Source organism: Rothia endophytica, assembly GCF_039543885.1.
In the GTDB taxonomy this organism is placed as follows: Bacteria; Actinomycetota; Actinomycetes; order Actinomycetales; family Micrococcaceae; genus Rothia; species Rothia endophytica.
Window position 1 is genome coordinate 319,692 of the sequence record NZ_BAABKP010000001.1, and the last position, 24,504, is coordinate 344,195.

24 protein-coding genes, 1 tRNA gene and 1 riboswitch are annotated in these 24,504 nt (G+C 56.7%); of the genes, 17 read left to right on the forward strand and 8 right to left on the reverse strand.

Translation table 11 applies throughout. From position 1 onward, the window contains the following. The first annotated feature begins 181 nt into the window (after positions 1–181). The 5 genes from groL to ABD982_RS01475 all read left to right on the forward strand — a co-directional run bounded on the left by groL (position 182) and on the right by ABD982_RS01475 (position 5,621). On the forward strand, positions 182–1,807 hold the full coding sequence (groL, locus tag ABD982_RS01455; protein WP_345443832.1) for a chaperonin GroEL: 1,626 nt from the start codon (positions 182–184) through the stop codon (positions 1,805–1,807). 210 nt (positions 1,808–2,017) lie between these two features. Next, on the forward strand, positions 2,018–2,170 hold the full coding sequence (locus tag ABD982_RS01460) for a hypothetical protein (protein WP_345443834.1): 153 nt from the start codon (positions 2,018–2,020) through the stop codon (positions 2,168–2,170). A 102-nt stretch (positions 2,171–2,272) separates the two neighbouring features. After that, positions 2,273–3,406, forward strand: a complete 1,134-nt coding sequence (gene rlmC, locus ABD982_RS01465) for a 23S rRNA (uracil(747)-C(5))-methyltransferase RlmC (protein WP_345443836.1) — start codon at positions 2,273–2,275, stop codon at positions 3,404–3,406. Positions 3,407–3,571: 165 nt separating this feature from the next. After that, positions 3,572–4,699, forward strand: a complete 1,128-nt coding sequence (locus ABD982_RS01470; protein WP_345443839.1) for an isochorismate synthase — start codon at positions 3,572–3,574, stop codon at positions 4,697–4,699. Next, positions 4,689–5,621, forward strand: coding sequence for an RNase H family protein (locus ABD982_RS01475; RefSeq protein ID WP_345443842.1), 933 nt, complete (start codon positions 4,689–4,691; stop codon positions 5,619–5,621). Before ABD982_RS01470 ends, ABD982_RS01475 begins: the two co-directional genes overlap by 11 nt. Here the strand turns inward: ABD982_RS01475 and ABD982_RS01480 are convergent. From ABD982_RS01480 to ABD982_RS01495, 4 genes are all read right to left on the reverse strand, one after another. Continuing rightward, complete coding sequence (locus ABD982_RS01480; RefSeq protein WP_345443845.1) at positions 5,605–5,895, reverse strand: WXG100 family type VII secretion target; 291 nt, start codon at positions 5,893–5,895, stop codon at positions 5,605–5,607. The genes ABD982_RS01475 and ABD982_RS01480 overlap by 17 nt on opposite strands. Before the next feature lie 225 nt (positions 5,896–6,120). Continuing rightward, positions 6,121–7,539, reverse strand: coding sequence for a sensor histidine kinase (locus tag ABD982_RS01485; protein ID WP_345445726.1), 1,419 nt, complete (start codon positions 7,537–7,539; stop codon positions 6,121–6,123). A 90-nt stretch (positions 7,540–7,629) separates the two neighbouring features. After that, the gene (locus ABD982_RS01490; RefSeq protein ID WP_237202798.1) at positions 7,630–8,337 is read right to left on the reverse strand and encodes a response regulator transcription factor; all 708 of its coding nucleotides are present in this window, start codon (positions 8,335–8,337) and stop codon (positions 7,630–7,632) included. Positions 8,338–8,436: 99 nt separating this feature from the next. After that, positions 8,437–8,673, reverse strand: coding sequence for a hypothetical protein (locus tag ABD982_RS01495; protein WP_251379402.1), 237 nt, complete (start codon positions 8,671–8,673; stop codon positions 8,437–8,439). Positions 8,674–8,781: 108 nt separating this feature from the next. Here ABD982_RS01495 and ABD982_RS01500 point away from each other — a divergent pair, with 108 nt between their 5' ends. Both ABD982_RS01500 and ABD982_RS01505 read left to right on the forward strand, forming a co-directional pair. Further along, positions 8,782–9,306 (forward strand): DUF3027 domain-containing protein, encoded by a 525-nt coding sequence (locus tag ABD982_RS01500; protein WP_345443851.1) that lies wholly within the window; start codon positions 8,782–8,784, stop codon positions 9,304–9,306. An 80-nt stretch (positions 9,307–9,386) separates the two neighbouring features. Next, complete coding sequence (locus ABD982_RS01505; protein ID WP_345443854.1) at positions 9,387–10,793, forward strand: MFS transporter; 1,407 nt, start codon at positions 9,387–9,389, stop codon at positions 10,791–10,793. A gap of 90 nt (positions 10,794–10,883) precedes the next feature. Here ABD982_RS01505 and serC read toward each other — a convergent pair whose 3' ends face one another. Continuing rightward, a complete protein-coding gene (serC, locus tag ABD982_RS01510) occupies positions 10,884–12,008 on the reverse strand; it encodes a phosphoserine transaminase (RefSeq protein WP_425570025.1) in 1,125 nt (374 codons plus the stop codon). A gap of 321 nt (positions 12,009–12,329) precedes the next feature. Here serC and ABD982_RS01515 point away from each other — a divergent pair, with 321 nt between their 5' ends. The 3 genes from ABD982_RS01515 to ABD982_RS01525 all read left to right on the forward strand — a co-directional run bounded on the left by ABD982_RS01515 (position 12,330) and on the right by ABD982_RS01525 (position 14,728). Beyond that, complete coding sequence (locus ABD982_RS01515) at positions 12,330–13,022, forward strand: metal-dependent transcriptional regulator (protein WP_345443860.1); 693 nt, start codon at positions 12,330–12,332, stop codon at positions 13,020–13,022. A 410-nt stretch (positions 13,023–13,432) separates the two neighbouring features. After that, a riboswitch (cyclic di-AMP (ydaO/yuaA leader) is annotated at positions 13,433–13,596 on the forward strand. 1 nt (position 13,597) lies between these two features. Further along, positions 13,598–14,233 (forward strand): C40 family peptidase, encoded by a 636-nt coding sequence (locus tag ABD982_RS01520; protein ID WP_345443863.1) that lies wholly within the window; start codon positions 13,598–13,600, stop codon positions 14,231–14,233. A 255-nt stretch (positions 14,234–14,488) separates the two neighbouring features. Next, complete coding sequence (locus ABD982_RS01525; protein ID WP_345443866.1) at positions 14,489–14,728, forward strand: hypothetical protein; 240 nt, start codon at positions 14,489–14,491, stop codon at positions 14,726–14,728. Here the strand turns inward: ABD982_RS01525 and ABD982_RS01530 are convergent. Next, entirely contained in the window at positions 14,670–15,665 is a 996-nt protein-coding gene (locus ABD982_RS01530) for a DUF4031 domain-containing protein (RefSeq protein ID WP_345443869.1), read from the reverse strand. The genes ABD982_RS01525 and ABD982_RS01530 overlap by 59 nt on opposite strands. A gap of 31 nt (positions 15,666–15,696) precedes the next feature. On the opposite strand from ABD982_RS01530, the gene ABD982_RS01535 reads away from it, so the two are divergent. Beyond that, positions 15,697–15,769: transfer RNA gene (locus tag ABD982_RS01535), tRNA-Arg, on the forward strand. Positions 15,770–15,849: 80 nt separating this feature from the next. Here the strand turns inward: ABD982_RS01535 and ABD982_RS01540 are convergent. Further along, a complete protein-coding gene (locus ABD982_RS01540) occupies positions 15,850–16,527 on the reverse strand; it encodes a hypothetical protein (RefSeq protein WP_345443872.1) in 678 nt (225 codons plus the stop codon). A gap of 107 nt (positions 16,528–16,634) precedes the next feature. Between ABD982_RS01540 and pcrA the strand changes: the two genes are divergently transcribed. The 5 genes from pcrA to ABD982_RS01565 all read left to right on the forward strand — a co-directional run bounded on the left by pcrA (position 16,635) and on the right by ABD982_RS01565 (position 23,113). After that, positions 16,635–19,322 carry a DNA helicase PcrA gene (pcrA, locus tag ABD982_RS01545; RefSeq protein WP_425569998.1) on the forward strand — a complete coding sequence of 896 codons (2,688 nt, stop codon included), beginning with the start codon at positions 16,635–16,637 and terminating at the stop codon, positions 19,320–19,322. Positions 19,323–19,386: 64 nt separating this feature from the next. Further along, on the forward strand, positions 19,387–19,995 hold the full coding sequence (locus ABD982_RS01550) for a sarcosine oxidase subunit gamma family protein (RefSeq protein ID WP_345443875.1): 609 nt from the start codon (positions 19,387–19,389) through the stop codon (positions 19,993–19,995). A gap of 205 nt (positions 19,996–20,200) precedes the next feature. Further along, on the forward strand, positions 20,201–21,364 hold the full coding sequence (sucC, locus tag ABD982_RS01555; protein ID WP_345443877.1) for an ADP-forming succinate--CoA ligase subunit beta: 1,164 nt from the start codon (positions 20,201–20,203) through the stop codon (positions 21,362–21,364). A 35-nt stretch (positions 21,365–21,399) separates the two neighbouring features. Continuing rightward, positions 21,400–22,317 (forward strand): succinate--CoA ligase subunit alpha, encoded by a 918-nt coding sequence (sucD, locus tag ABD982_RS01560; RefSeq protein WP_345443879.1) that lies wholly within the window; start codon positions 21,400–21,402, stop codon positions 22,315–22,317. Positions 22,318–22,609: 292 nt separating this feature from the next. Continuing rightward, a complete protein-coding gene (locus ABD982_RS01565) occupies positions 22,610–23,113 on the forward strand; it encodes a Dps family protein (protein WP_251379391.1) in 504 nt (167 codons plus the stop codon). 87 nt (positions 23,114–23,200) lie between these two features. On the opposite strand, the gene ABD982_RS01570 is transcribed toward ABD982_RS01565, so the two are convergent. After that, on the reverse strand, positions 23,201–23,854 hold the full coding sequence (locus tag ABD982_RS01570; RefSeq protein WP_251379390.1) for an HAD family hydrolase: 654 nt from the start codon (positions 23,852–23,854) through the stop codon (positions 23,201–23,203). Positions 23,855–23,903: 49 nt separating this feature from the next. Here ABD982_RS01570 and ABD982_RS01575 point away from each other — a divergent pair, with 49 nt between their 5' ends. After that, positions 23,904–24,500, forward strand: a complete 597-nt coding sequence (locus ABD982_RS01575) for a hypothetical protein (protein WP_345443885.1) — start codon at positions 23,904–23,906, stop codon at positions 24,498–24,500. Positions 24,501–24,504 lie beyond the last annotated feature (4 nt).

The window sequence follows — 24,504 nt, forward strand, 5'->3', positions numbered from 1 at the left end:
CTCGATGGCTCTGACTGCTAAATCATGTGCTAGATCTAGATACAGTCAGCTGTTCTTCGGGTAAAACTCTGAAGCGTACCTTCGGTGAGGTGCACCGGCCGGTCCAGACCGTGCCGCACCGTCCGTCGCGGGCACCAAAGAGTACGCGCTCAAACTAATGTTCCAGGAGGAGCGAAGCTACATGGCAAAGCTGATTGCTTTTGATGAAGAAGCACGCCGCGGTCTTGAAAAGGGTCTGAACACCCTGGCAGACGCAGTGAAGGTAACTCTCGGCCCCCGCGGCCGCAATGTCGTGCTTGAAAAGGCATGGGGTGCCCCCACGATCACCAACGACGGTGTATCCATCGCCAAGGAAATCGAACTCGAGGACCCCTACGAGAAGATTGGTGCTGAGCTGGTCAAGGAGGTCGCAAAGAAGACCGACGACATCGCAGGCGATGGCACCACCACCGCAACCGTTCTGGCCCAGGCTCTCGTGCGCGAAGGTCTGCGCAACGTTGCAGCTGGCGCTGACCCCCTCTCCCTCAAACGCGGTATCGAAAAGGCTGTAGAAGCTGTTACTGCCGAGCTGCTGGAGTCAGCTAAGGAAGTTGAAACCGAAGAAGAGATCGCTGCAACTGCGTCTATCTCAGCCGGTGACCCCGAAATCGGCAAGCTCATTGCGCAGGCGATGGAGAAGGTCGGCAAGGAAGGTGTTATCACCGTTGAAGAGTCCAACACCTTTGGTCTCTCCCTCGAACTGACCGAAGGTATGCGCTTTGACAAGGGCTTCCTCTCCGGTTACTTCGTCACTGACGCTGACCGCCAGGAAGCTGTCCTAGAGGACCCTTACATCCTGATTGTCAGCTCCAAGATTTCAAACGTCAAGGACCTCGTTCCCGTTCTCGAGAAGGTCATGCAAGCTGGCAAGCCCCTGCTGATTGTTGCTGAGGACGTCGAGGGCGAAGCTCTGGCCCTGCTGGTGCTCAACAAGATGCGCGGCTCCATCAAGTCCGTTGCTGTTAAGGCACCTGGCTTCGGTGACCGCCGTAAGGCACAGCTGGCTGATATCGCTATCCTGACTGGTGGCCAGGTTATCACCGAAGAGGTCGGCCTCTCCCTGGATCAGGCAACCATCGACCTGCTGGGCACCGCCCGCAAGGTCGTTGTGACCAAGGACGAAACCACCATCATCGAGGGTGCCGGCGACGCTGAAGCCATCGAAGGCCGCGTAGCCCAGATCCGTGGCGAAATCGCTAACTCAGATTCAGACTACGACCGCGAGAAGCTACAGGAGCGCCTGGCTAAGCTGGCTGGTGGCGTTGCAGTGCTCAAGGCAGGTGCAGCAACCGAGGTTGAACTCAAGGAGCGCAAGCACCGCATTGAGGACGCTGTGCGTAACGCTAAGGCAGCAGTTGAAGAAGGCATTGTTGCCGGTGGCGGCGTTGCCCTCATCCAGGCTGGCGCCAAGGCTTTCGAGAAGCTGGAACTGACGGGTGACGAAGCAACCGGTGCAAACATCGTCCGCGTAGCTATTGACGCGCCGCTGAAGCAGATTGCTTTCAACGCTGGCATGGAGCCCGGCGTCGTTGTTGATAAGGTCCGTAACCTGCCCGCAGGTACCGGTCTGAACGCTGCAACCGGTCAGTACGAAGACCTCATGGCAGCTGGCATCAATGACCCTGTCAAGGTCACCCGGTCAGCCCTGCAGAACGCAGCGTCCATCGCTGGTCTCTTCTTGACCACCGAAGCCGTTGTTGCTGATAAGCCTGAGCCTGCTGGTGCAGCTCCCGCCCCCGACATGGGTGGCATGGGCGGCATGATGTAAGACCGGTTCACCGGTTTTTCAGCCCTAGGCTTTAACCCCGCCCCGGCGCCTTCTCGGTGCCGGGGCGGGGTTTTTGACGTATGTAGCTTGCTGGCACTACATCGCCATAAACCCTTGCACACCGAACCAGTATTTGAGTATGCTTTAAATCACTTAAAAGATTTTTTAGGTACTCAGTATCAATGGCGACAACTGAAAGCTGTGAGGCATATGTTCACTATCGTAGACCTAGTTCTGTATACCGTTATCGTTGCTATGCTGGCTATGTTGCTCGTGTGCCATGTAGCGGATGGCTGGTCAAAGCTTGAGAAGAAGAGCTCTGAGGCTCTTCAGCGAGATATCGCTTTTGGCTCGGGTAGCTAAAAACTTTTTGGCGATTATGTTTTTCTAAGGTTGGCGCCCCAAGCGTGGGGTGCCAACCTTTTTTCTACCCGTTGGTTTAGCGACAGGTAGACTGGTTGGGCTATGAATTGCGATTACTTTGACGCCGGCATCTGCCGCTCTTGCACCCTCCTTGAAACCCCTTACGCTGTGCAGCTTGCTCAGAAACAGGAAGAAGCGCGCAGTCTGCTCTCACCTTTTGGTGAAGTGCAGTGGCTCCAGCCGCTGGCTAGTAACGAAGAGAGTTTCCGCAACAAAGCAAAAATCGTGGTGGGAGGTAGCGCTGATCAGCCTACCCTAGGCATCATTGACCGGGCAGGCCGTGGCGTTGATTTGCGACGCTGTAACCTTTATGACCCTGCCATCACAGCCGCCTTACCGGTTCTGGATGAGCTCATTCGCGCGGCGTCCCTCACCCCCTACAACATACCCAAGCGCAAGGGGGAGCTCAAGAATATTTTGGTGACAGTATCAGCTAACGGTGAGCTGATGATTAGGTTTGTGTTGCGCTCTAAGAAGTTGATTGTGCCCATCCGATCACGCCTGCACTGGTTGTACGAGCGTTTACCCAACCTTGCTGTGGTAAGTGTCAACCTTCTCCGCGAGCACGTTGCTCTGGTGGAGGGCCCCGAAGAAATTATTCTCTCTGAACGTACTACCTTGCCCATGCAGGTTAATGACCTCACCTTGCACCTGCGGCCCCAAAGCTTCTTTCAAACTAACACCGAGATAGCCGCTGGGCTCTACCGGCAGGGGCAGGAATGGGTGCGCCAGGCGTCCCCGGCTAGCCTCTGGGATCTCTACTGCGGGGTGGGGGGCTTCGCCCTGCACGCAGCGCAGGTACTGCCTGCATCGTCAGAAGTTACGGGTATTGAATTGAGTAGCGAGGCGATTGAGTCTGCCCGCCGCGCCGTTGCAGAATACAGGCTGGCCAATCTAGAATTTCTTGCTGGGGACGCCACCGAGTTCGCCCTGCAGCAGGCCACTGTGCCCAAGATGGTAGTGGTTAATCCACCGCGCCGCGGCATTGGGCATGAGCTAGCTACCTGGATTGAAGAATCCGGTATTGAGACGTTTATATACTCCAGTTGTAATGCTAAATCGTTGGCCAAAGACCTGGAGTCTATGCCCTCGCTCAAGCCGGTGAAAGCGCGTCTGGTGGATATGTTCCCGCATACCACCCACTATGAGACCATCGTGTTGCTTCAGCGAAGCTAATTGGGGGATGACACTCTCTCACGGAAAATAGTAGAGAGTATTCCCGTAGGAATTTCCAGAGTGGCTAGGCTGTTTTTATTTAGTATTTTATCCCCAGTTTGCCCTGCCCCAGTTTTGGAGTACCGTAAATAGGTGTTGCTCCCGACCCTAGCGAAAGAACAGACTATGACCGCACCCGCCTTGCTCGCGCCCTTCATCCTGGCGCGCGGCCACAGTGCGCTGAGTGCCTCAGGATCAATGACCCCGGTCAGCGAAAGTTCAGCGCTAGAGACGGCAGCACAGAAGAACTCATGCGTAGTGGGCCTGATACCCTTCTCCCCAGAAGAACCCGCCTACCTCGCCGTCCCCGACTCCCTGGTGCCGACAGAAACCCCAAACCTCGCAATCCGTCAGCAGCCTGAACCGGTGCAGCTCAGCGGGCTGGATAACCCAGGCTACCGGCAAGCGGTTGCCCAGGCCGTTGAATCAATGAACCGCGGGGAGTATGACAAGGTAGTGCTGGCTCGCCTACTCACCGCTGACTACAACAACGACCTGAACCTACCTGCCTTGCTAGAAACCCTGCGCGCCCAGCAACAGCGCGCCACCGTCTTTAGCGTGAAGCTCCCCAACGGGGAATACCTGATGGGGGCTTCACCCGAGCTCGTCTTCAAATCGGGTGCAGACGGCTTCAGCACCGGCCCACTGGCCGGATCAGCCACCCGCACCGCACCTATCGGCAGTACCGAGGACGCCCAGATCGGTGAGGCTCTCCTGCGCTCCGCCAAGGATCGCGCAGAACACGCCACCGTGGTCCAAGACATCAAACAGCGCCTTTCTCCGCTGACTTTGGATATGAAAATCCCCGCCACTCCCAGCCTTAAAATGACCCCTCAGCTGTGGCACCTAGGCACCGATATCGCCGGAACTCTCAAACCCGGGCTAAGTTCGCTGGACGGCGCTCGCGCTATCCACCCCACACCGGCAATTTGCGGTACCCCCACAGAGCTAGCGCGCCGTATCATCGAAGAATTAGAACCTTTCGAACGCGGTTTCTTTGGCGGGCTAGTTGGCTACATGGATGCTGAGGGCAACGGGGAATGGCATCTGGTATTAAGGTGTGCCCGGGTGAGCGCTCGCCGCGCTACCTTATTCGCCGGCGCAGGCATCGTTAAGGACTCTGCCCCGGTGAACGAACATGCAGAAACTGCCAGCAAATTCGATACCTTTGCCCGAGCTCTGGGCTGGGACACCGCCAGCTGGGCTGAAAAAACATCCCTGCTAGCAGGGGGAGGTGCCCTCAATGACGCATGAAATAGTAGCCGCAGCCGATGGGTCAGCGCTGGGTAACCCAGGCCCAGCAGGCTGGGCTTGGTATATCGATGCTGACACGTGGGCAGCCGGCGGCTGGGAGCACGGCACCAACAATATGGGTGAGCTCAAAGCGGTGCTGGACCTCTTTGAAGCGACAGCTCATGTACCCGAGCGCCCTCTCAAAGTACTGTGCGATAGTCAGTACGTCGTCAACTCCCTGACCAAGTGGATGCCCGGTTGGAAGAAGAAGGGCTGGAAGAAGTCTGACGGTAAGCCGGTGCTTAACGTCGAGCTCATGAAAGAGCTGGACGCTGCCCTAGAAGGGCGCACGTATACCTTTGAGTGGGTCAAGGGACATTCCGGGCATCCCCTCAACGAGGCTGCCGACTCCCTGGCTAACGCAGCAGCTCAGGCTTTTTCAAAGGGGCAAGCCCCCAAGACTGGCCCTGGATTTGGCAAGACTAAGAACCTGACCGCCCCACATGCTTCTAGCGGCGAAAGCACAGCAACAGCAAAGCTAGAAAAACCTGTGACAGATGGCGTAGAGCTGGATGCCGACCTGCAACTGGCTGCGGTCCGGCAACTCGAACATCAGCTAGCATCGCCCTCAACCTACGGTTCGCGCAGTTTACTCAGCGGTTTGCTGAGTGAAGACCTTACCTGGGTGACCCCTGCCGGTCGTGTTCTAGACCGAACAACTGTCCTAGAGCACCGCGAACGTGCCTTTGCCTTGACAGGGCAGGGAACACCTGTTGAAGCTACGTTGCTGGGTGAGGGGGCGGCGCTGCTGGTCAGTCGGGTTGAAACTGCCCGGGGTGCGGTGCTGCGTTCCAGCGTCTGGCATGTGAACAAAGCTGGTCACTGGAAGTTGCGCTATCGGCAGGAAACCGCCGCCTCATCAGCTACTAGCCCACAAACATAGAGGCATTAGCCATTTCTGTTTCTGAGTAGTTAACCCCGGCGCGTGCAAGGGCTTCGTTAATTTGGGCGATAGAATCTTCTACCTGTCGCTGAGTCTGGCGCCAGGTGGTCAGCACACCCTGAAAGTTGGCGGAGGCTGAACCGGTCCAGGAGCCTTGCAAATCTTGCAAGGAGGCGGTCAGGCCGTTGACCTCAGAAATAATGGTGTCCACCTGTGCGCGCGCCTGAGCTGATTTGGTTGAGATGAGATCTGCATCGACGTTGAACTGTGCCATGGGAATCTCCCTAAGAATAGTAGTAACTCATCAGAGCTGCTTGCTCTGTGCTTCCAACCTTAGGGCGGTAGGGATCTACTGTGCGTGGCGCTGGCAGGCTGTGGATACAGCAACGCCCCCGGACTAGTGTGAATACGGGGGCGATGATAGTTTAAAGGGAATATTGGTGAACGGGTGAGCAATATGAAGATACCTCATGCCCCTATCCACAGGGCTGGTTCCCGATTAGACCGTGGGCATCCCTGCTGTTGTAGGCCTGCTCTGCCCCTGGTCTCTGTAGACGGGTAACTGAATGACGAAAGTAGCTCCGCCACCTTCGGTCTGCTGAACCTCTACCGTGCCGTCATGCTGTCCCACGATGGCAGCAACAATAGCGAGCCCCAAACCGGTGCCACCGGTCTCCCTGGTGCGGGAGGTATCGGCCCGGTAGAACCGCTCGAACACCCGCTGGGCGTCCTCACCCTTAATTCCGGGCCCGTGGTCACGCACTTCAATAATAGATAGCGGCGTCCCATCCGGAGCGGTTTCTGTACCCACAGCAAGTTCTATGGGAGTTCCCTCAGGGGTATAGCGCAGGGCATTGGTCATGAGGTTAGCCAGGACCTGGCGCAGACGTTGCTCATCGCCCCATACAGGGGCAGAAACAGCCTCAGCACCCTCAAGACCGATGACATCGATATCGCGGTCAGGTGCGGTGGCGAAGGCATCATTGGCGGCGTCCTGGGCTAGGCTCAGCAAATCAATACGAGCATTTTCACCGACCCTCCGCTCGTCCAACCGTGCCAGGGTGAGCAGATCCTCAACCAGCTGCCCCATGCGTTTGGACTCAGATTCGATACGGCTCATCGCCATACCGATAGCCTCAGCATTGGGTAAACCCCCCATGCGGTAGAGCTCTGAATAGCCGCGAATAGAGACTAGTGGGGTGCGAAGCTCATGGGAAGCATCGCCCACAAAACGTCGCATCTTGACCTCGGACCGCTTCTGCGCATCAAAGGCCTCTTCAATGTGAGAAAGCATGGTGTTTAGTGAAGTGGTGAGATGCCCCAGCTCGTTATAGGGGCTGTAGTTCTCGATACGCTGTGAGAGGTCGCCGGCGGCAATTTGAGCGGCGGTTTGTTCCACCCGGGCTAGGGGCTCAAAGGCTCGGGTAACAATCACCCAGGTAAGCGCTATGGACGCCAGCAGCAGGGCTCCACCAAAGAAAACTGTCAGTAGCCCTACAATGGCTACTGTTTCATTGATTTGGGTGAGCGGGGCAGCAATCACCAGAGTTTGGTCGGTCGCCTCTACCGGAAAGGCAATGAGACGCCATTCGCTGGGACCGTTGGACGAGCGAACCGTCATGGCGGTCTGGTTGTAGCGTTGCACAACATCTGCGGTGAGCCCTGAAATCACCGGCGAGGATGAACCGTCGGACAGCGTCGCCACCGGACGTATGATGTTACCCTGCTTATCAAGTAGGTAAGCCTCGTAGGGAATGAAAGTGCCCTGGGTGCGTGAAATCTGCTGGTCCGAGTACACGGCGGTCACTAGATAGCTGTAGCTAGCGGTAATTTCATCATCCAGTTGATCCAGCATCTGGGCACGGATGGATGAGATTGCCACCAGAGACATGACCGAAATAGCCAAAGCAATCAGCATGGATGTTAAAAGAACCAACTGGGTGCGCAAGGACAGCGAACCCAGCCGGGACAGTGAGAGACGAGACTTCAACCCGCTATCACCCTTCGTTTAGTTTTTGCTGGTGCGCAAAAGGTAGCCTACGCCGCGTTTGGTATGAATCAGCGGGGGCAGGTCATGATCGTTATCAATCTTGCGGCGCAGGTAGGAGATGTAGGACTCCACAATCGAAGCGTCACCATTGAAGTCGTATTCCCATACGTGGTCAAGAATCTGAGCTTTAGAAAGGACCCTGTTGGGGTTAAGCATCAGGTAGCGCAGCAGCTTGAACTCGGTGGGGGAGAGGTCGATCTCGCGGTCACCGCGGAAAACTTCGTGGGCATCGTCATCGAGCACCAGGTCATCCACGCGCAAACGGGAATCTTCTTCAACGTGGGGCTGCGTGCGGCGCAACACGGCGCGGATACGAGCCACCACTTCATCAAGGCTAAAGGGCTTGGTGACGTAGTCGTCACCACCTACGGTAAGACCGGTGACTTTGTCCTCGGTGTCGTCTTTAGCCGTCAGGAAAAGAACCGGGAAGAGCCGTCCTGAGCTGCGCAACTTCCGGGTGACGGTGAAGCCGTCCATATCGGGCAACATGACGTCGAGTACGGCTAGGTCGGGGGCTTCAGTCTCGGCTTTATCGAGGGCTTCGCGGCCGTTCGTTGCGGTGACAACCTCGAAGCCTGCAAAGCGCAGGGAGGTAGCGAGGAGCTCAAGGATATTGGGCTCATCGTCAACAACAAGGAGTTTAGCTTCAGGTTCTTTAGTGTTCACCCTTCCATTGTGCCCCTCTTCTCTGGGTGTTAGCTGGGCGCTATCTGGTGCATCCCTGATGTGAGCTGCGGGAGTGAGTTGAGCCCATATTTCTCATAGCTAAGAGGCCCGGCGGCGTAAAACGGCGAGGAAGAGGACCGCCACGAGGCAAATAAAAGCGGCGGGGAGTAGGAGCATGGGTAGCACACTGAGAATCTGCGGGGCGCTGTTGTGGTCCCATTTCATAAGGAGCATGGTGACACCGCTGATGGTACCTACCACGGTGAACACCCCGGCTACGATGCTCAGGGTACGAATAAGGGAGCTGTAGGGTAGCTCGGAAATTTCAGATGACATAGCTCTAAGGTATCAAAACAGGGCAAGGGCGCAGGTGTGGGAGCAAAAATCTGTGCTAGCTCTCCTGCCGGGTAGGTAATCGGCGGCCAAAGCCTGTTTAATAGGGGTATGACTGAACAGGTAAAAGAAGAACTCTCCGCCCCCGGTGCCACCGCGCCAGTGACCGAGGTTTTAGATACCACGGCACCCGCCACCTCGGTGGAGCAGCGTAGCGAGCCTCGACTCGGTGAGCGCACGCGCCGCCGTCGTACCGCCAAAGTCGATACCATCTTGGCTGAAGCCAAGGACGTGGCGCTGGCAGCTCTTGCGGATATCGCACCTGAGAGCGCAATGGGGCCGGTGCATCACGTGCGCGGGGAAGAAGAGCGCCTAACCACCCACCTGTTTGAGTGCACCCTGCCCGGTTACCGCGGCTGGTTCTGGTTTGCTACTCTCTCTCGTGCGCCCCGTTCTAAGGTGGCTACGGTATGCGAAATTGGCTTGCTACCCGGCGACGACGCTCTGCTAGCTCCTGCGTGGGTGCCCTGGGCAGATCGCGTTTTGCCTGAAGATCACAAGAGTCCTGAGGATTACGATGGTGACGGCGAGGGCGCCGATGAGTTTGAGGGTGGAGAGCATGAACAAACTCAGTGAGCTTGACGCTTAAGGCGGGGTTACCTCTGGTGCAGTACTGCACATCGTTCTAGGATGGATAGAAGATGAACTAGAGCTGAATGAGCTACGCAACCTGGAAGAGAACACGTTACGTGAGAGTAGAACGCAGCGGCCCGCGCGCCGTCACCGATAAACCCAAGACCTTTCGGTCACTGTGGATCTTAAACTATCGCATTTGGTTTATCGGTGCTCTGGTCTCAAATATTGGCACCTGGATGCAGCGCACCGCTCAGGACTGGTTGGTTTTCAACGATCTTTCTGATCACGATTCCACCCAAATGGGTATCGTCATTGCTCTGCAGTTCGCCCCGCCCCTCTTTCTTGCCCCTTACGCCGGTGTGCTGGCCGACCGAGGAGACCGGCGCAAGATTCTTCTCTGGACGCAGAGCATCATGGCCCTGCTGGCTGTGGGGCTCGGTGCCCTGGTGCTTTCTGGGTTCGTAGAAATCTGGCATGTTTACCTCTTTGCCTTGGCTCTGGGTGTGGTGGGTGCGCTTGATTCGCCGGTGCGCTCCACTTTTGTTTCTGAGCTAGTCTCTGATCGCGATTTGCCCAACGCGGTGGCGCTGAACTCTATGTCCTTTAACACCGCCCGCATGGTAGGCCCAGCAGTGGCTGGCCTACTGGTGGTTTTGGTGGGCACCGGCCCGGTCTTCCTGATCAACACTCTCACCTTTGTCGCTATGATTGCAGCTATCTGCGCTATTCGCGAGAAGGAGCTACGCCAGCTGCCCCGCTCGTCCAAAGCCAATAGCCGTATGCGTGATGGGCTGAGTTACCTCAAGCAGCGGCCAGATATCATGATCGTGATGGTCTCTGCCTTCCTCATCGGCACCTTCGGGCTGAACACCGCACTCAATATTGCTGCTATGGCCACCACCGAATTTGGGCAGGGAGCCGGGGAATTCGGCATCCTGAACTCAGTGGTCGCCATCGGCTCAGTCGCAGGCACCCTGCTGGCAGCCCGGCGGGATGTCCCGCGCATGCGCTTCATGTTCGCCTCCTGCTTCGGCTTCGGCATCACCACTGCGCTCGCCGCCCTAGCACCCAATATCTGGTTCTTTGCCCTTGCTCTGGTTCCTCTGGGGCTCATGGCGCTGACCATTATCACCTCGGCTAATGCCTATGTGCAGGTCACGACAGAGCCCGAGATGCGAGGTCGTGTTATGAGCATTTATATGGCCGTTTTCATCGGTGGTACGCCTATTGGCTCTCCTCTGGTGGGCATGGTCAACGATGTCTTCGGCGCCCGTTGGGGGTTGGGTGTGGCCTCTGCTGCAGGTTTTGCTGCCACACTGCTGGGGCTCATTTGGATTATGAAGTATAAGCACCTGCACGTTGCCTATGACCGCGATTCACGCACCAAACTGGTGCTTCGCCCTCGCCAGCCTCAGCCCGAAGAGCTAGAGGCCGTGGATGAAGCTCCGCCGGTTACCGCTGCTATCGAGATCCAGCAGCCTCGCTAGGGCCATCTCCAATCTATACACCCAAAAAGGGCGCCTTATCAAACTTTTAAGTTCGGTGAGGCGCCCTTTCTAGGTGTTGGCTATTGACCGTTACATATTTTCAACGATGTAGTCGATGCAGCCCAGCAGAGCGGTGACGTCTTCGGGGTCAATAGCGGTGAAGGTGGCAATTCGCAGCTGGTTACGGCCCAGCTTGCGGTAGGGCTCGGTGTCCACTATGCCGTTGGCACGCAGTGCCTTAGCGACAGCTGCGGCATCCACGGAGTCAGCAAAGTCGATAGTAGCAATAACATTGGAGCGCTCATCGGCGTTAGCCACAAAGGGGGTGGCGTAGTCGGAGGCCTCAGCCCAGCTGTAGATACGGCCTGCTGAGTCAGCGGTACGGGCAGCGGCAAAGTCAAGGCCGCCCTGCTCGTTCATCCACTTGATCTGCTCGTTGAGCATAATCATGGTGGCTAAAGCCGGGGTGTTGTAGGTCTGGTTGAGGCGGGAATTATCAATCGCTGTAACCAGGTTGAGGGAGTCAGGCACCCATCGGTCCGAGGCTCCGATACGCTGGGCACGTTCGATAGCGGCCGGCGACCAGAGGCCCAGCCAGAGCCCGCCATCCGAGGCAAAGTTCTTCTGCGGTGAGAAGTAGTAGACATCAGATTCGGCAACATTCACTTCCAGGCCGCCGGCGGCGCTCGTGGCGTCAATCAGCACCAGGGCTTCATCGGCAATACCAGTAGGGCGCGTAACGGGGGCAAAAACACCGGTGGAGGTTTCATTGTGAGGCCAGGCGTAGACATCTACGCCGTCCTCAGCGGACGCTACCGGGCGGGTGCCCGGTGCAGAGGAGATGACGGTCGGTATCTCAAGGAAGGGGGCCGCCTTGGTGGCTGAAGCGAACTTGGAGCCGAATTCACCGAAGGTGAGGTGCTGTGCCTTTTTCTCTACCAACCCGAAGGTAGCGGCGTCCCAGAAGGAGGTTGCTCCGCCGTTGCCGAGAATGACCTCGTAACCCTCGGGTGCGCTGTAGAACTGAGCTAGCCCCTCACGGATCTCACCCACCAAGTTCTTGACCGGCGCCTGACGGTGAGAAGTGCCCATAAGGTTGGAGGCAGCATCCATGACTGCCTGCACCTGCTGCGGGCGCACCTTGGAAGGCCCAGCACCAAACCTGCCGTCAGCGGGCAGAAGGTCGGTGGGGATGGTGAGGAAATCGGTCACAATAACTCCTAGTATCAGGCAGGCTCAGCAAGCGGCGGGCGTGAAAAGGATGAGGGAATGCCGCTAGCGCCCACAGTTTCTATTGTGGCAGGTACACCGGCTCTAGGGGCGCCACTGAGGCTCGGTTGCCGATACATGACACTAAGCAGGTTACATAGTGAGACAGCTTCGTTGGTGGCCCAAGAAGCTGACGGAAGGAAAATTTCAGCTCCTAAAGAGCTGAACGTCTTTTTAGGCGGAAAAAGAATAGAATGAGGGCAGAATTAAAGAAAGTACCTAACGGTCGTAGCTAGGCCCCCAGCAGAGAAGAGACGCGAGAAGTCAATGACAGACTTGATTGATACTACTGAAATGTACCTTCGTACCGTACTTGAGCTCGAAGAAGAGGGTATTACTCCTATGCGAGCTCGTATCGCCGAGCGTCTGGATCACTCTGGTCCCACCGTTTCGCAAACCGTGGCCCGCATGGAGCGCCACGGCTTGCTCACCGTTGAAGTAGACCGCTCCCTCCGCCTCACCGATGACGGGCGCCAGAAGGCGGTTGAGGTGATGCGCAAGCACCGCCTGGCTGAGCGCCTGCTCTCCGACATCATCGGTCTTGATCTCGAATACATCCATGAAGAAGCTTGCCGCTGGGAGCATGTGATGAGCGAGCGGGTCGAGCGCCGCTTGTTAGAACTGCTCAACAACCCCAAGTTCTCCCCGTATGGCAATGCCATTCCGGGTCTGGAGCAGTTGGGTGCTGAAAGCGACCAGAATGATGGACGCACCGTAACCATGTCCATCGCGGGCAAGGACTCTAGTGAGGACGACAGGTTCACCATCTCTCGACTGCCCGAGTTCTTGCAGACCGATATCGACCTATTGAAGATGCTGGGGGACGCTGGCATCATCTACGGGGCAACCGTGTCAATTCTGGGTAACCGTGATGGCTCGGTGGTGGTACACGCTGACGGGGAGGAACGGGCACTTACCCTCAATGCCGAGGTAGCTGAGTCGATTGTCGTGAAGCGATAACAAACTGATCACACTGCAAGGGCACCGGTCATCGCAGGTGCCCTTCTTTGTTACCTCTTCGTTATCAGTACACCTCGCGCTGTGCCGCAAAATAGTCAAGTGACAGGCTTCTCAGCACGTGCGTTAAGCTGGGTGATAGCGCGTAAGGTCAGGTAAGGTGCCCTTTTAAGTGGTGCAGCAAACCAATAAACCCTCTTGTCAGAGGCATTTTTTTAAACTCTCGCAATGTTTGCTGGGAGCCTGCTTGGCATCTCCCAAAAAATAGCCCTGCTTACTTAAAAGCCACGCCCACCCATTTTTCGTGACCAAAACGTGACAATTGGAGTTGCGGCGTGTAATGTTCTATTCCGTGCCAACTACTGGTCGTACGGCACCCATCGACGCAGCATCCGCCTAGTCCTGCCACCGCGTCGGAGGAAATGCAAATAAATCATATGGCAGGAGCGGGGGACCCACCTTACCGGGCTCACTCAAAGAGAGAGTCCTTGGGGTTAAGTCACCTATAAGAAGTGACCGAGCGACCTTCATGCTCGAACCCGACAGCTCACCTCGTGAGGCAATGGAGAAAGAACATCATGACTAAGTCAAACATCGTACGTAACGCAGGTATCGTAGCAGCCTCAGGTGCCCTTCTGGCAGCTTCCGTTGCACCTGCTAACGCTTTTGCTGCAGCTGAAGTTGTTTCAGCTCCCTCCTACTCAGCTCCTTCACTGGCTGACTACTCAGCAACCACCACCTCATGGGACTACTCAGCAACCACCTCATGGGACTACACCCAGAGCTCAACCGCTGTTGAAACCACTTCAACCGTGAACACCCAGTCAAACGACTCCGCAGAGATCCCCGCTAACCTCTCCGGCGCTCGTGCAACCGTTCTCGCAGCAGCTCAGGACGGCATCGGCGGCGCTTACGTTTGGGGCGGCAAGGGCTACAAGGCTTGGGACTGCTCAGGCTTCGTTTCCTACGTCTTCGCTCAGGCCGGTATCTCACTGACCCCCTACACCTTCACCATGGCAACCGAACTGGTCCCCACCTCAAACCCCCAGCCCGGTGACATCGTCTTCGCCAACGGTTACAACCACGTAGGCATCTACGTTGGTAACGGCCAGATGATCAGCGCGCTGAACCCCTCACAGGGCACCCAGCTGACCTCAGTCGATGGTGGCGGCATGATGCCCGTTGACGGTTACTACACCGTTGCAGGTCTCTAGACCTTACCTGTTTAGGGTTGTGCTAGCTCGCTAGTACTCCACGGGTGTTGCCTGGTCGGCTCGCAACGCTCAAGAACTAACCCGCAGACTTCCTCACCACACACAAGGTAGAGGCACCGCAAACTCTAGTTTGCAGATGCGCACCAGACGACCAGCTGGGGCGCATTTTTATACCCTCTAAGGAACCGTGGGCGGTGTTTAGCTCAGCGGTGAAGAAGTTTATGGCCCCCCGTGGACGCCGGTAGGATAGAGGGCATGGCACCACAATTTGAATCACCCACTAGCTCATCAGATCAAGAGTTCACCTACATGGCGATTGGCATGGTAGCCGGGGCGGTTCCTGGCATTATTGCCGGGCTACTGGTGGCGCTTTTTGTGGGTCACGCAGCGATGTGGGTTTCTATCACTGGCGGTATCGGCATCATTTTAGGTCTTGTCATCTCTCGGGTGCTTTACTCTCGCCGGAAAGCTCGCAAGGGCGTTCAGAGTAAGTAAGCTCTTTCAGCTCTGCCGCTATATTCTCCCGTGCTCTCGCCTCCCAGGAACTACGTCCTAGCCGGGTTGTAAAAATGCTGGGGCGTTCTAGCAGCCCTTGCAAGACCTGTGCGCGGCCCTGCCTGAAGTCATCATCACTCACGCGTGAATATTCCTGCCGCACGCCCGTAGTGTAACGCCGGTAACGAGCGGTCTTTGCTGCCAGAATCGCAAGGTCTGCATCAAAGAAAATTTGCCAGTGTTCCTGCCTGATACCTGCCCTCTGCAAGACTTCCTGAGCCTGCGGGGGCTGGTGCGCCGCAGTTGCTTCAATGAGGCAGGCTACTGCTTCTATCTCTCCTTCGCCTGCTACCTGGTGGCGGGCTAGTTGGTGGCGTGCGTAGGTCGCCGATGCCTCTTCGTCTGCCCCCGCTTTCCCTTCATAGATCACATCGTGCAGCCATATCGCCAGAAGGGCGGCGCGGGGTAGCTTATCGTTGCCTGCCAGGTAAGTTGCATGACCCAGCATTTCTAACAGGTGAGCACTGTTATGGTAGGACCGGTGGGGCTCTTGCCAACGATCTAGTATGTCTTCGCCCAGCTGTTCAGCACCCGGTGCAAGTGTTCCCCAGCGAACCAGTAGCCCCTTTCTAATTTTTTCGGGGCGTTCCTTGAGTGGCACTCTCAGGCCACTGGCGTGCAATCTACGAGTTAGTTCGCTGCCGCTGACCGGTTGCGCACCAGCGTCGATGAGTTGCGGGCAAAGGTGGGCTGGCACATCGTAGTGGTCCCGGTCGAAGGCGCGTTCGCTGATTCCCTGAGCGCGGGCAAAGGAATGGAGCTCCTGCAGACTACTATCAGAAATAAGGTGGGAGAAAACAGTGCCGTGGGCTGGCCAGCGGGCAGGGTCAATGAGAAGGGCCATGGTTTTAGTGTAAACTTGGGGAGGTTCTGGCACTAAAAGTTCTAGAGCTAACCTTCAAATACTTGCCCTCGTAGCTCAGGGGATAGAGCACCGCTCTCCTAAAGCGGGTGTCGTACGTTCGAATCGTATCGGGGGCACATAAGAGAAGGCCCGGTGGTCGCTAGCACGACTACCGGGTCTTTTTGTATTCTCCATATTCCAAGTGGACTATGGGTGGTTACTGACCGGGTAGTTCCCCGCGGGAGAAAGCGTCCACCTTGCTGCGCACCAGCCGCACCGCCATGATAGCTAGCTGGGCTAAGCAGAGAATCAATAGCACCCAGCGCGCCGCCACCAACACGGCGGCAAGCCCTGCTGTGCCGCCTAGGGGGTCAGCTAGGGCCGTGTCTATAGCGAAACCACCGGCAATGAAGACCACAGCGTAAGCCACTGGGAGGGTGAGCATGAGCCTGCCTACCAGCAGTTCAAACTGTGATGCCCGCACCATATTCCACCAGGTAAACGCAAAAATTAGAGAAAAGATGAGGCCGGTAGAACGGTGTAAAACTTGGTACTCTCGCAGGCCATCAACTCCCAGACCGGTGGCAACGCGCTGAAGGTGATCAGTGCTAAACCACGTCATGAGTTCAGGGGCGGTGGCGCCTGCCATGTTGCTCACCCCTGGCAGTAGCATCAGGTGATAGTAGAGACCAAAGAGCAGGGTAATCACAAAAGCGACCCCCAAAAAGATGTAGGAGCTACCATTCTCTGGGGTCGCAACAAGCTCACCGCGTGAATAATCGGTGATGACGCGCAGACCCGGCTGCGCCTGAGCTTCCTGTTGGGGTGCGGGGGCTACCTGCGCTGCTGCTTGCTCGCCGTAGAGGCGTTTCTTCTGACCTTTTGAGAGACCCATAGACTCCATTATGGTGCATGCAGCCCTTACCTCTCAGCAGAATGAGCTGACCTTAGAAAGTTTGTTCGCATAAAATGAGTGGTTGACGGTTTATTCGAGGAGGCACCATGTTTAACGATGATTTTATGCCCAAGCTACCTAAGAAAACAGGTTCAGGGCAGGACGCCGGGCAGCAGGAACCTCCTTTTGACCCTTTCTTTGATGACTTCCCAGACCACCTGGCTAATGAGGAACCGGCCTATGAGCCGAACCAGGAACCAGTGCCGGACGGGCAGGTGCCTGTTGACCCTGCCGAATTAGACTTTCTGCCACCCTCCTATCAGATGGGTGGCTTTATGCCTGACTATGCTCAGCCTGAACCCGATCGTACTGACCCGTCTGCCCTGGTGCAGGGGCTCAACGAGAACCAGGCAGAAGCTGTAGTGCATGCCGGGAGACCTCTGCTGATTGTTGCCGGCGCTGGCTCGGGTAAAACCCGGGTGCTCACTCACCGTATTGCCTACCTGCTCGCAACAGGCCGAGCCCTCCAGGGGCAGATCCTTGCTATCACCTTCACCAACAAGGCGGCTGCTGAGATGCGCGAACGCATCACTGCCCTGGTGGGGCCACGAGCCCAAAGCATGTGGATCTCAACCTTCCACAGTTTCTGTGTGCGCGTGCTTCGCCGCGAAGCTAAAGTGCTGGGACTTAAATCGACCTTCTCAATTTACGACTCTGCTGATTCCCAGCGTCTGCTGACCCTCATCATCAAGCAGATGAACCTTGACACCAAGAAATTCACCGCTAAGGCGGTGGGCAATCGTATCTCCAACCTCAAAAATGAACTGGTAGATGCCAAAACCTTCGCAGCGGAAACTAGTACAACCGACCCCTGGGAAGGCACTATCTCCAAGATCTACACGGCCTACACCGAGCGTCTGCGCGCAGCCAACTCCCTAGACTTCGATGATCTCATCTTTGAAACCGTCAACCTGTTGCGCCAGCACCCCCAGGTGGCTGACTACTATCGCCGCCGTTTTCGCCACATCCTGGTCGACGAATACCAGGACACCAACCACGCCCAGTACGCTCTGGTGCGTGCCCTGGTAGGTGGGGCCTCTGCCCCACAGGCAGAGCAGGGCCCCTATCCGGACGCCTACCCACCGGCTGAACTGACCGTGGTGGGCGACTCCGACCAGTCCATCTATGCTTTCCGCGGCGCTGATATTCGCAATATCACCGACTTCGAAGAGGACTACCCGGCTGCCCGCACTATCCTACTGGAGCAAAACTACCGTTCCACCCAGAACATCCTCTCAGCAGCTAATGCCGTAATTGAACGCAACAAGGGGCGCCGCCCCAAGAAGCTGTGGACAGCCAGCGGTGACGGCGCCAAAATTACCGGTTACGTGGCTGAGTCTGAACACGCCGAAGCTCGCTACATTGCTCAAGAAATTGACCGCCTGCGCGATGACCATGACATCGCGCCCGGCGACGTCGCCGTCTTCTACCGCACCAACGCCCAGTCGCGCACCCTGGAAGAAATGCTCATGCGCGTGGGCTTGCCCTACCGCGTGGTCGGCGGCACCCGCTTCTATGAACGCAAGGAAATCAAGGACGCCCTGGCTTACCTGCGTGTGCTGGTCAACCCGGATGATGACATCAACGTCCGCCGTATTCTCAACGAACCCAAGCGCGGTATTGGCGCTAAGTCTGAGAGCGTAGTCGCTGATTTTGCGCGCATTGAACGTATCTCCTTCATGGCAGCCCTGCGCCGCGCTGCCGATGCTCCTGGCTTGGGGGCCGCGGCCGTCAAAAAGATGGCAGAGTTCGCCCGTCTCATTGATGACCTCGCCCAAATTGCAGCCACCGAACCGGCAGCCACCTGCCTTGAGGCAGTCCTGGAACAGACCGGCTACCTCGCAGCCCTGCGCGAATCAAAGGACATCCAGGACGAATCGCGCGTAGAGAACCTCTCAGAGCTGGTAGATGCCGTACGTGAGTTCGAAATCGACCACCCCGGTGCCACCTTAGAAGAGTTCCTAGAACACGTTGCTCTGGTGGCTGATGCCGACCAGATCCCCAACAAGCCCAAGCACGACCAGGAGGGCGGCCCGTCCGCAGCTCAAATCGCTGCTGAAGTGGCTGAAGCGCGCTCGCAGGGAGTGGTAACCCTCATGACCCTGCACACCGCCAAGGGGCTGGAATTCCCGGTGGTTTTCTTGACCGGTATGGAACACGGCCTCTTCCCGCACCAGCGTGCTCTCACCGATGAGGGCGAGATGAGCGAGGAACGCCGCCTTGCCTACGTTGGGCTCACTCGCGCTATGGAACGGCTCTACCTGACCCGCGCCGAGAACCGCTCTATGTGGGGCAAGGGGCAGTACAACCCGCCCTCCCCTTTCTTAGAAGAAATCCCCGAAGACCTCATCGATTGGAAACGTAAGGGTAATAGCTTTGCCGGGGGGGTGGGTAGCTACGGCGGCTACGGCTCTTACGGGGGGTCTACCTACACCTCCCGCTTTGATGCACCGGGCTACCAAAGCCGTCCCGCTTCGTCCCCGTCTGTTGCTGAGATTAATGGGTCAGCTAGCTACGGCTACGCTGCGGCAACTAAAAATGTCTCCCGCGTGCAGCAGAACAAGGAAATCCCTGCCCTTTCGGTAGGAGACCGGGTTGAGCACAAAACCTTCGGTGAAGGCAGGGTTCTAGCCGTGGAAGGGGCTGGCGATAAGACGGTGGCGAAGGTGCGCTTCGCTCAGGAAGAAAAACGACTTCTCCTGCGCTATGCACCCCTGACAAAAATTTCAGACTAAGATAAAACTGTCTTGCTCACAATGAGCTCTCAGTAGTTCTTGCATCTACAAAGGAATACCGCGAATGGACCATGACAGTACAGTCCCCTCAATTGCCGAGGAATTTGTAGAAGCTATGGATGGGGTTACCGACACCCGCGTGCAGCTCCAGGAAATCTCGGATCTCTCGCTCTTCCGCATCGAAATCAGCCCTGATTCGGACGCTGCCCAGCGCATCCAAGCAGTCTTGGGGGTTAAGCTACCCCGCCAACGTGGACAGGTTACTGGTGACTCTCAGGCACTGCAACTGCTGTACGGCACCCGGCAGGTGGTCGCCTGCATGTACGTCAAAGAGGGCGTTTTCCTGGTCGTCACCCGCGTGGACCCGGTCAAACTGGGGAGGGCTCTGAATGCTGCTCTCGGCAGGGACGAGGGGCTGATCTTAGATGTTTCAGCTAACAGAACCGTCATCAACCTCAGCGGCGTCGCAGCAGCCGACGTGATTGACGAGGTAGTACACTTTGACTTCCCGCCGGACAACTTTGTTCCCGGTCGTGCTCTGAGCTGTTCAGTAGCTGAGGCCTGGGTGATGCTGTGGAGAATTGACGAGTTAGAATACCTGCTGGTGCCTCGCGTCTCTGATACTGCCCCCTTCCTTGTTACCCTCATTGACGCCTGTGAGTCGGTAAAGTAAGTCTCCTGCCTTCGTGGCGGGATGAGGCGTCATAAGTTGATATCTAGTTCGCACCGCTTTACAGGATGCGCTAAAGTGACTGTTGAGAAGCCGTAGTGTGCCCTAGCTCTCGCTCAGGCAGATGCTGTACCACTATGCTTCACACCCGTAAAAGCGGGGTAGCCCACGCGCTGCCCAGCATGACTTCGACGAAGAAGGAATACCTGTGGACCTGTTTGAATACCAGGCACGCGATCTCTTTGAGAAGCACGGCGTGCCCGTACTTCAAGGCATCGTAGCGACCACCCCCGAAGAAGCAAAAGCAGCAGCTGAAAAAATTGGCGGCGTCACCGTTGTCAAGGCCCAGGTTAAGGTGGGCGGCCGCGGTAAGGCTGGCGGCGTAAAGGTTGCCAAGACTGCCGATGAGGCGTACGAATATGCACAGCAGATTCTAGGCATGGACATCAAGGGTCACACCGTTCACCGTGTGATGATTGCCCAGGGTGCAGACATTGCCGAGGAATACTACTTCTCCCTGCTACTAGACCGCGCTAACCGTAGCTATCTTGCCATGTGCTCCGTAGAAGGCGGTATGGACATTGAAACCCTGGCTGTAGAGCGCCCCGATGCTCTGGCCAAGGTTGAGGTTAACCCCATCAACGGCATCGATGCTAAGAAGGCAGCAGAAATTGTTGAGGCAGCCGGCTTCGCTGAAGACATCCGCGAGGAAGTTGCAGCGGTTCTCATCAAGCTGGGTGAAGTCTACAAGAAGGAAGACGCAACCCTTGTTGAGGTCAACCCGCTGGTTAAGACCGGCGACGGCAAGATTCTCGCACTGGACGGCAAGGTCTCTCTGGACGACAACGCTGAGTTCCGTCACGCTGACCACGAAGCTCTAGTTGATAAGAGCGCAGAGAACCCCCTTGAAGCTAAGGCTAAAGAAAACGACCTCAACTACGTCAAGCTCGATGGCCAGGTAGGCATCATCGGTAACGGCGCTGGCCTGGTGATGTCCACCCTGGACGTCGTTGCCTACGCCGGTGAAAACCACGGCAACGTCAAGCCCGCTAACTTCCTGGATATCGGCGGCGGCGCCTCGGCTGAGGTTATGGCAGCTGGACTGGACATCATCCTCAACGATGAGCAGGTTAAGTCTGTATTCGTGAATGTCTTCGGAGGCATCACCTCCTGCGACGCTGTAGCTAACGGCATCGTCAAGGCACTAGAGATCCTGGGCGATAAGGCAACCAAGCCCCTGGTTGTACGTCTGGACGGCAACAACGTAGATGAGGGCCGCGCTATTCTGCACGAGGCTGCTCACCCGCTGGTCCACCTGGCTGAGACCATGGACTCGGGTGCTGACAAGGCCGCCGAACTCGCTAACGCTTAAATTCTCCGCTTAGATTTTTTAGAAGGTTTATAGATATGTCTATCTTTTTGAACAAGGACTCGAAGGTCATCGTTCAGGGCATCACCGGCGGCGAAGGCACCAAGCATACCGCTCGCATGCTCGCAGCTGGCACCCAGATTGTAGGCGGCGTCAACGCTCGCAAGGCCGGCACCACCGTCGCTCACAAAGATGCTAACGGGCAGGATGTTGAGCTCAACGTCTACGGCACCGTAGCTGAAGCGGTAGAGGAAACTGGCGCTGATGTCTCCATCGTCTTCGTGCCACCGGCATTCACCAAGGACGCCGTGATCGAAGCGATTGACGCTGAGGTTCCCCTAGTCGTTGTGATCACCGAGGGCATCCCCGTGGGTGACACCGCCGAGTTCTGGGCCTACGCCAAGAGCAAGGTAGATGCTGACGGTAAGCCCGTTACCCGTATCATCGGCCCCAACTGCCCCGGTATCATCACACCCGGTGAGTCACTGGTCGGTATTACACCCGCCAACATCACCGGCAAGGGCAAAATCGGCCTGGTGTCCAAGTCAGGTACCCTGACTTACCAGATGATGTTCGAACTGCGCGATATCGGCTTCACCACCGCTATCGGTATTGGTGGTGACCCCATCATCGGCACCACCCACATTGATGCTCTTGAAGCTTTCGAAGCTGACCCCGAGACCGAAGCTATCGTCATGATTGGTGAAATTGGTGGTGACGCTGAAGAGCGTGCTGCTGACTTCATTAAGGCAAACGTCACCAAGCCCGTTGTTGGCTACGTTGCTGGCTTCACCGCTCCTGAGGGCAAGACCATGGGCCACGCAGGCGCTATCGTCTCCGGCTCATCAGGTACAGCTCAGGCTAAGAAAGAAGCACTGGAAGCAGCTGGCGTGAAGGTTGGTAAGACCCCTTCAGAAGCTGCTGCTCTGATGCGCGAAATCTTCGCTAGCAAGTAAGCCCGAAATTTTTATTTGTAAGACGCCGGTGCTCACACTTTGTGTGAGCACCGGCGTCTTGCAATAACTCTGGTCTTTATATCAAGAACAAAGCGCAGGGAGCCTAGGACGTAGAACCGTAATTGTTATAGGTGGTGCCGCCAAAATATATGGGTCCGGTCGTACTGACGGTCATCTTATTATGATATTTTCATAATAACCTTGCGGTGGTGGATTGTCGGCGGTACAGTAGGGAGCAAAGGGCGGCCCAGTAGGGGGCTCCCGCCCGTCTCCCTCGTAGAAAGGTGTTGGGATGACTAAGCGCGCATCATTCACTGTTCCCGGTCTGACCGAAGAGTCTGGCCACCACGTTGCCGAGGCTTTGCAGCTTCGCCTGCATGCCCTCAATGATTTGCATTTGACCCTCAAGCACGCCCACTGGAATGTTGTGGGCCCCACCTTCATTAGTGTGCACGAAATGCTAGACCCCCAGGTTGATTTGGTGCGTGGCTTTGTCGATGAGCTTGCTGAGCGTATGGCAACCATGGGCGTCTCGCCCAATGGCCTGCCCGGAGACCTGGTAGCTAAGCGTACCTGGGAAGATTACAGCGTCGACCGCGCTGACGCCCAGGCTCACCTATCCGCCCTCGATGAAGTCTACAATGGTGTCATTGAAGACCATCGTGCAGCCATCGCTAAAGTGGGAGATGTTGACCCCATCACCGAAGACTTGCTGATTGGTCAGACCGCTGAGCTCGAAAAATTCCAGTGGTTCATCCGCTCACACCTCTATGACGGCCAGGGCAACGTGAAGTAAGTTCTTGGCTCACTACGCACGTAACATGGTAAAAAATCAGCCTCTTCCCGCGCGGGAAGAGGCTGATTTTTTATTCGGATGAGAGGTTTAGTCTTCGTCAACCAGCGCGCGAATCTTAGCCAGAGAGAGCTCCGAGTGCTCCATACGGGCGTGGCCAAGGTTCTTGGGTACAGAGAGGAGACCCGGCACCACAACTACCTTCATGCCTGCATCCACTGCACTCTGAGTCCCTGAATCTGAGTCCTCAATCGCTACGCAGTTAGCGGGGTCAACGCCCAAATTTTTGGCAGCCAGCAGGTAGGGCTCGGGGTTGGGCTTGGCCTGGGTGACGTGCTCATCGCTCACAATGGTAGAAAACAGTCCTTCAGGCCCTAAGTTTGCTGTGCGCTGGGCGACGGCGGTGGTGGCGTTGGTAACGATTCCGGCAGGTACACCAGCTGCCGCAACTTCGTCCAAGAGTTCGGGGATGCCTTCAAGCAGAGTAATGGTTGCTTCAGACAGCAAAACACCCATTTTCTCTTTAAGGCTTGCATAGAGTTCGTCTGCCGGAGCGTCAATGCCCAGGGCATGCATTCGTTCAAAAGTTACCGTGGCGGGGCGCCCCAGGCATGCCAGCGAATCTTCTTCGGTCCAGGTCTTACCGTAGTCTGCTGCAAGGGCCGCTTTGGCCTCAGCCCACAGGGGCTCGGTATCAACTAGGGTTCCGTCATGGTCAAAGAAAATCGCTTCAAGTCTGCTCATACCTTCAACCCTACCGGTCGGGGAGCGGACGCGTGCATAAAATGGGGGAGTGAGCTTACCGCAAAATTTTTCTGAAAATGACACTGTAACCCCTGGCAGCTCTACTCTACGCCGGCAAGGGTGTGCGTGGACCCGGATTAGTCTCTACCTGATGGGCCCCCTGGGGGTGCTGGCTGCTCTATGGATTACCGCAGGTAGATCACTTTTTGGTGCAGGTGGGTCTCTGGTACCAGTCTTTGCTATCAGCTTCGGCCCAGCCTTAGCTGTTCTTTATCTGCTGGCTACCTACTATGCCTGGCAGGAGGTAAAGCTGCAGCGAGCAGGGGTATCCGCAGGTCTGCCGCTGGTCACCGCCCTGGTGCAGGTAGTTGGCTGGCTACTTGCCGCTGTCTTTGGGTTACTCGTGCCTGACCGTGTCGATGGTGTGACGGTCTCAGCCGCCTCCGCTCTTTTGGGGCACGATCTCGTGGGTCTTTCAGCGGGGTTCGGTAATACCGCCGGCATCCTGACTTTTGCTTTCGCCATAGCTGTGCTGTTGCTGACCCTTGCCAGCCGGCGCAAGGCTAAAGAAGCTGCCCGCGGCATCGATGATGATGTGCGCGAGCAACTGGAGCGCCAAGAGTCGATGTACGACTTCCTGGATTAAGGGC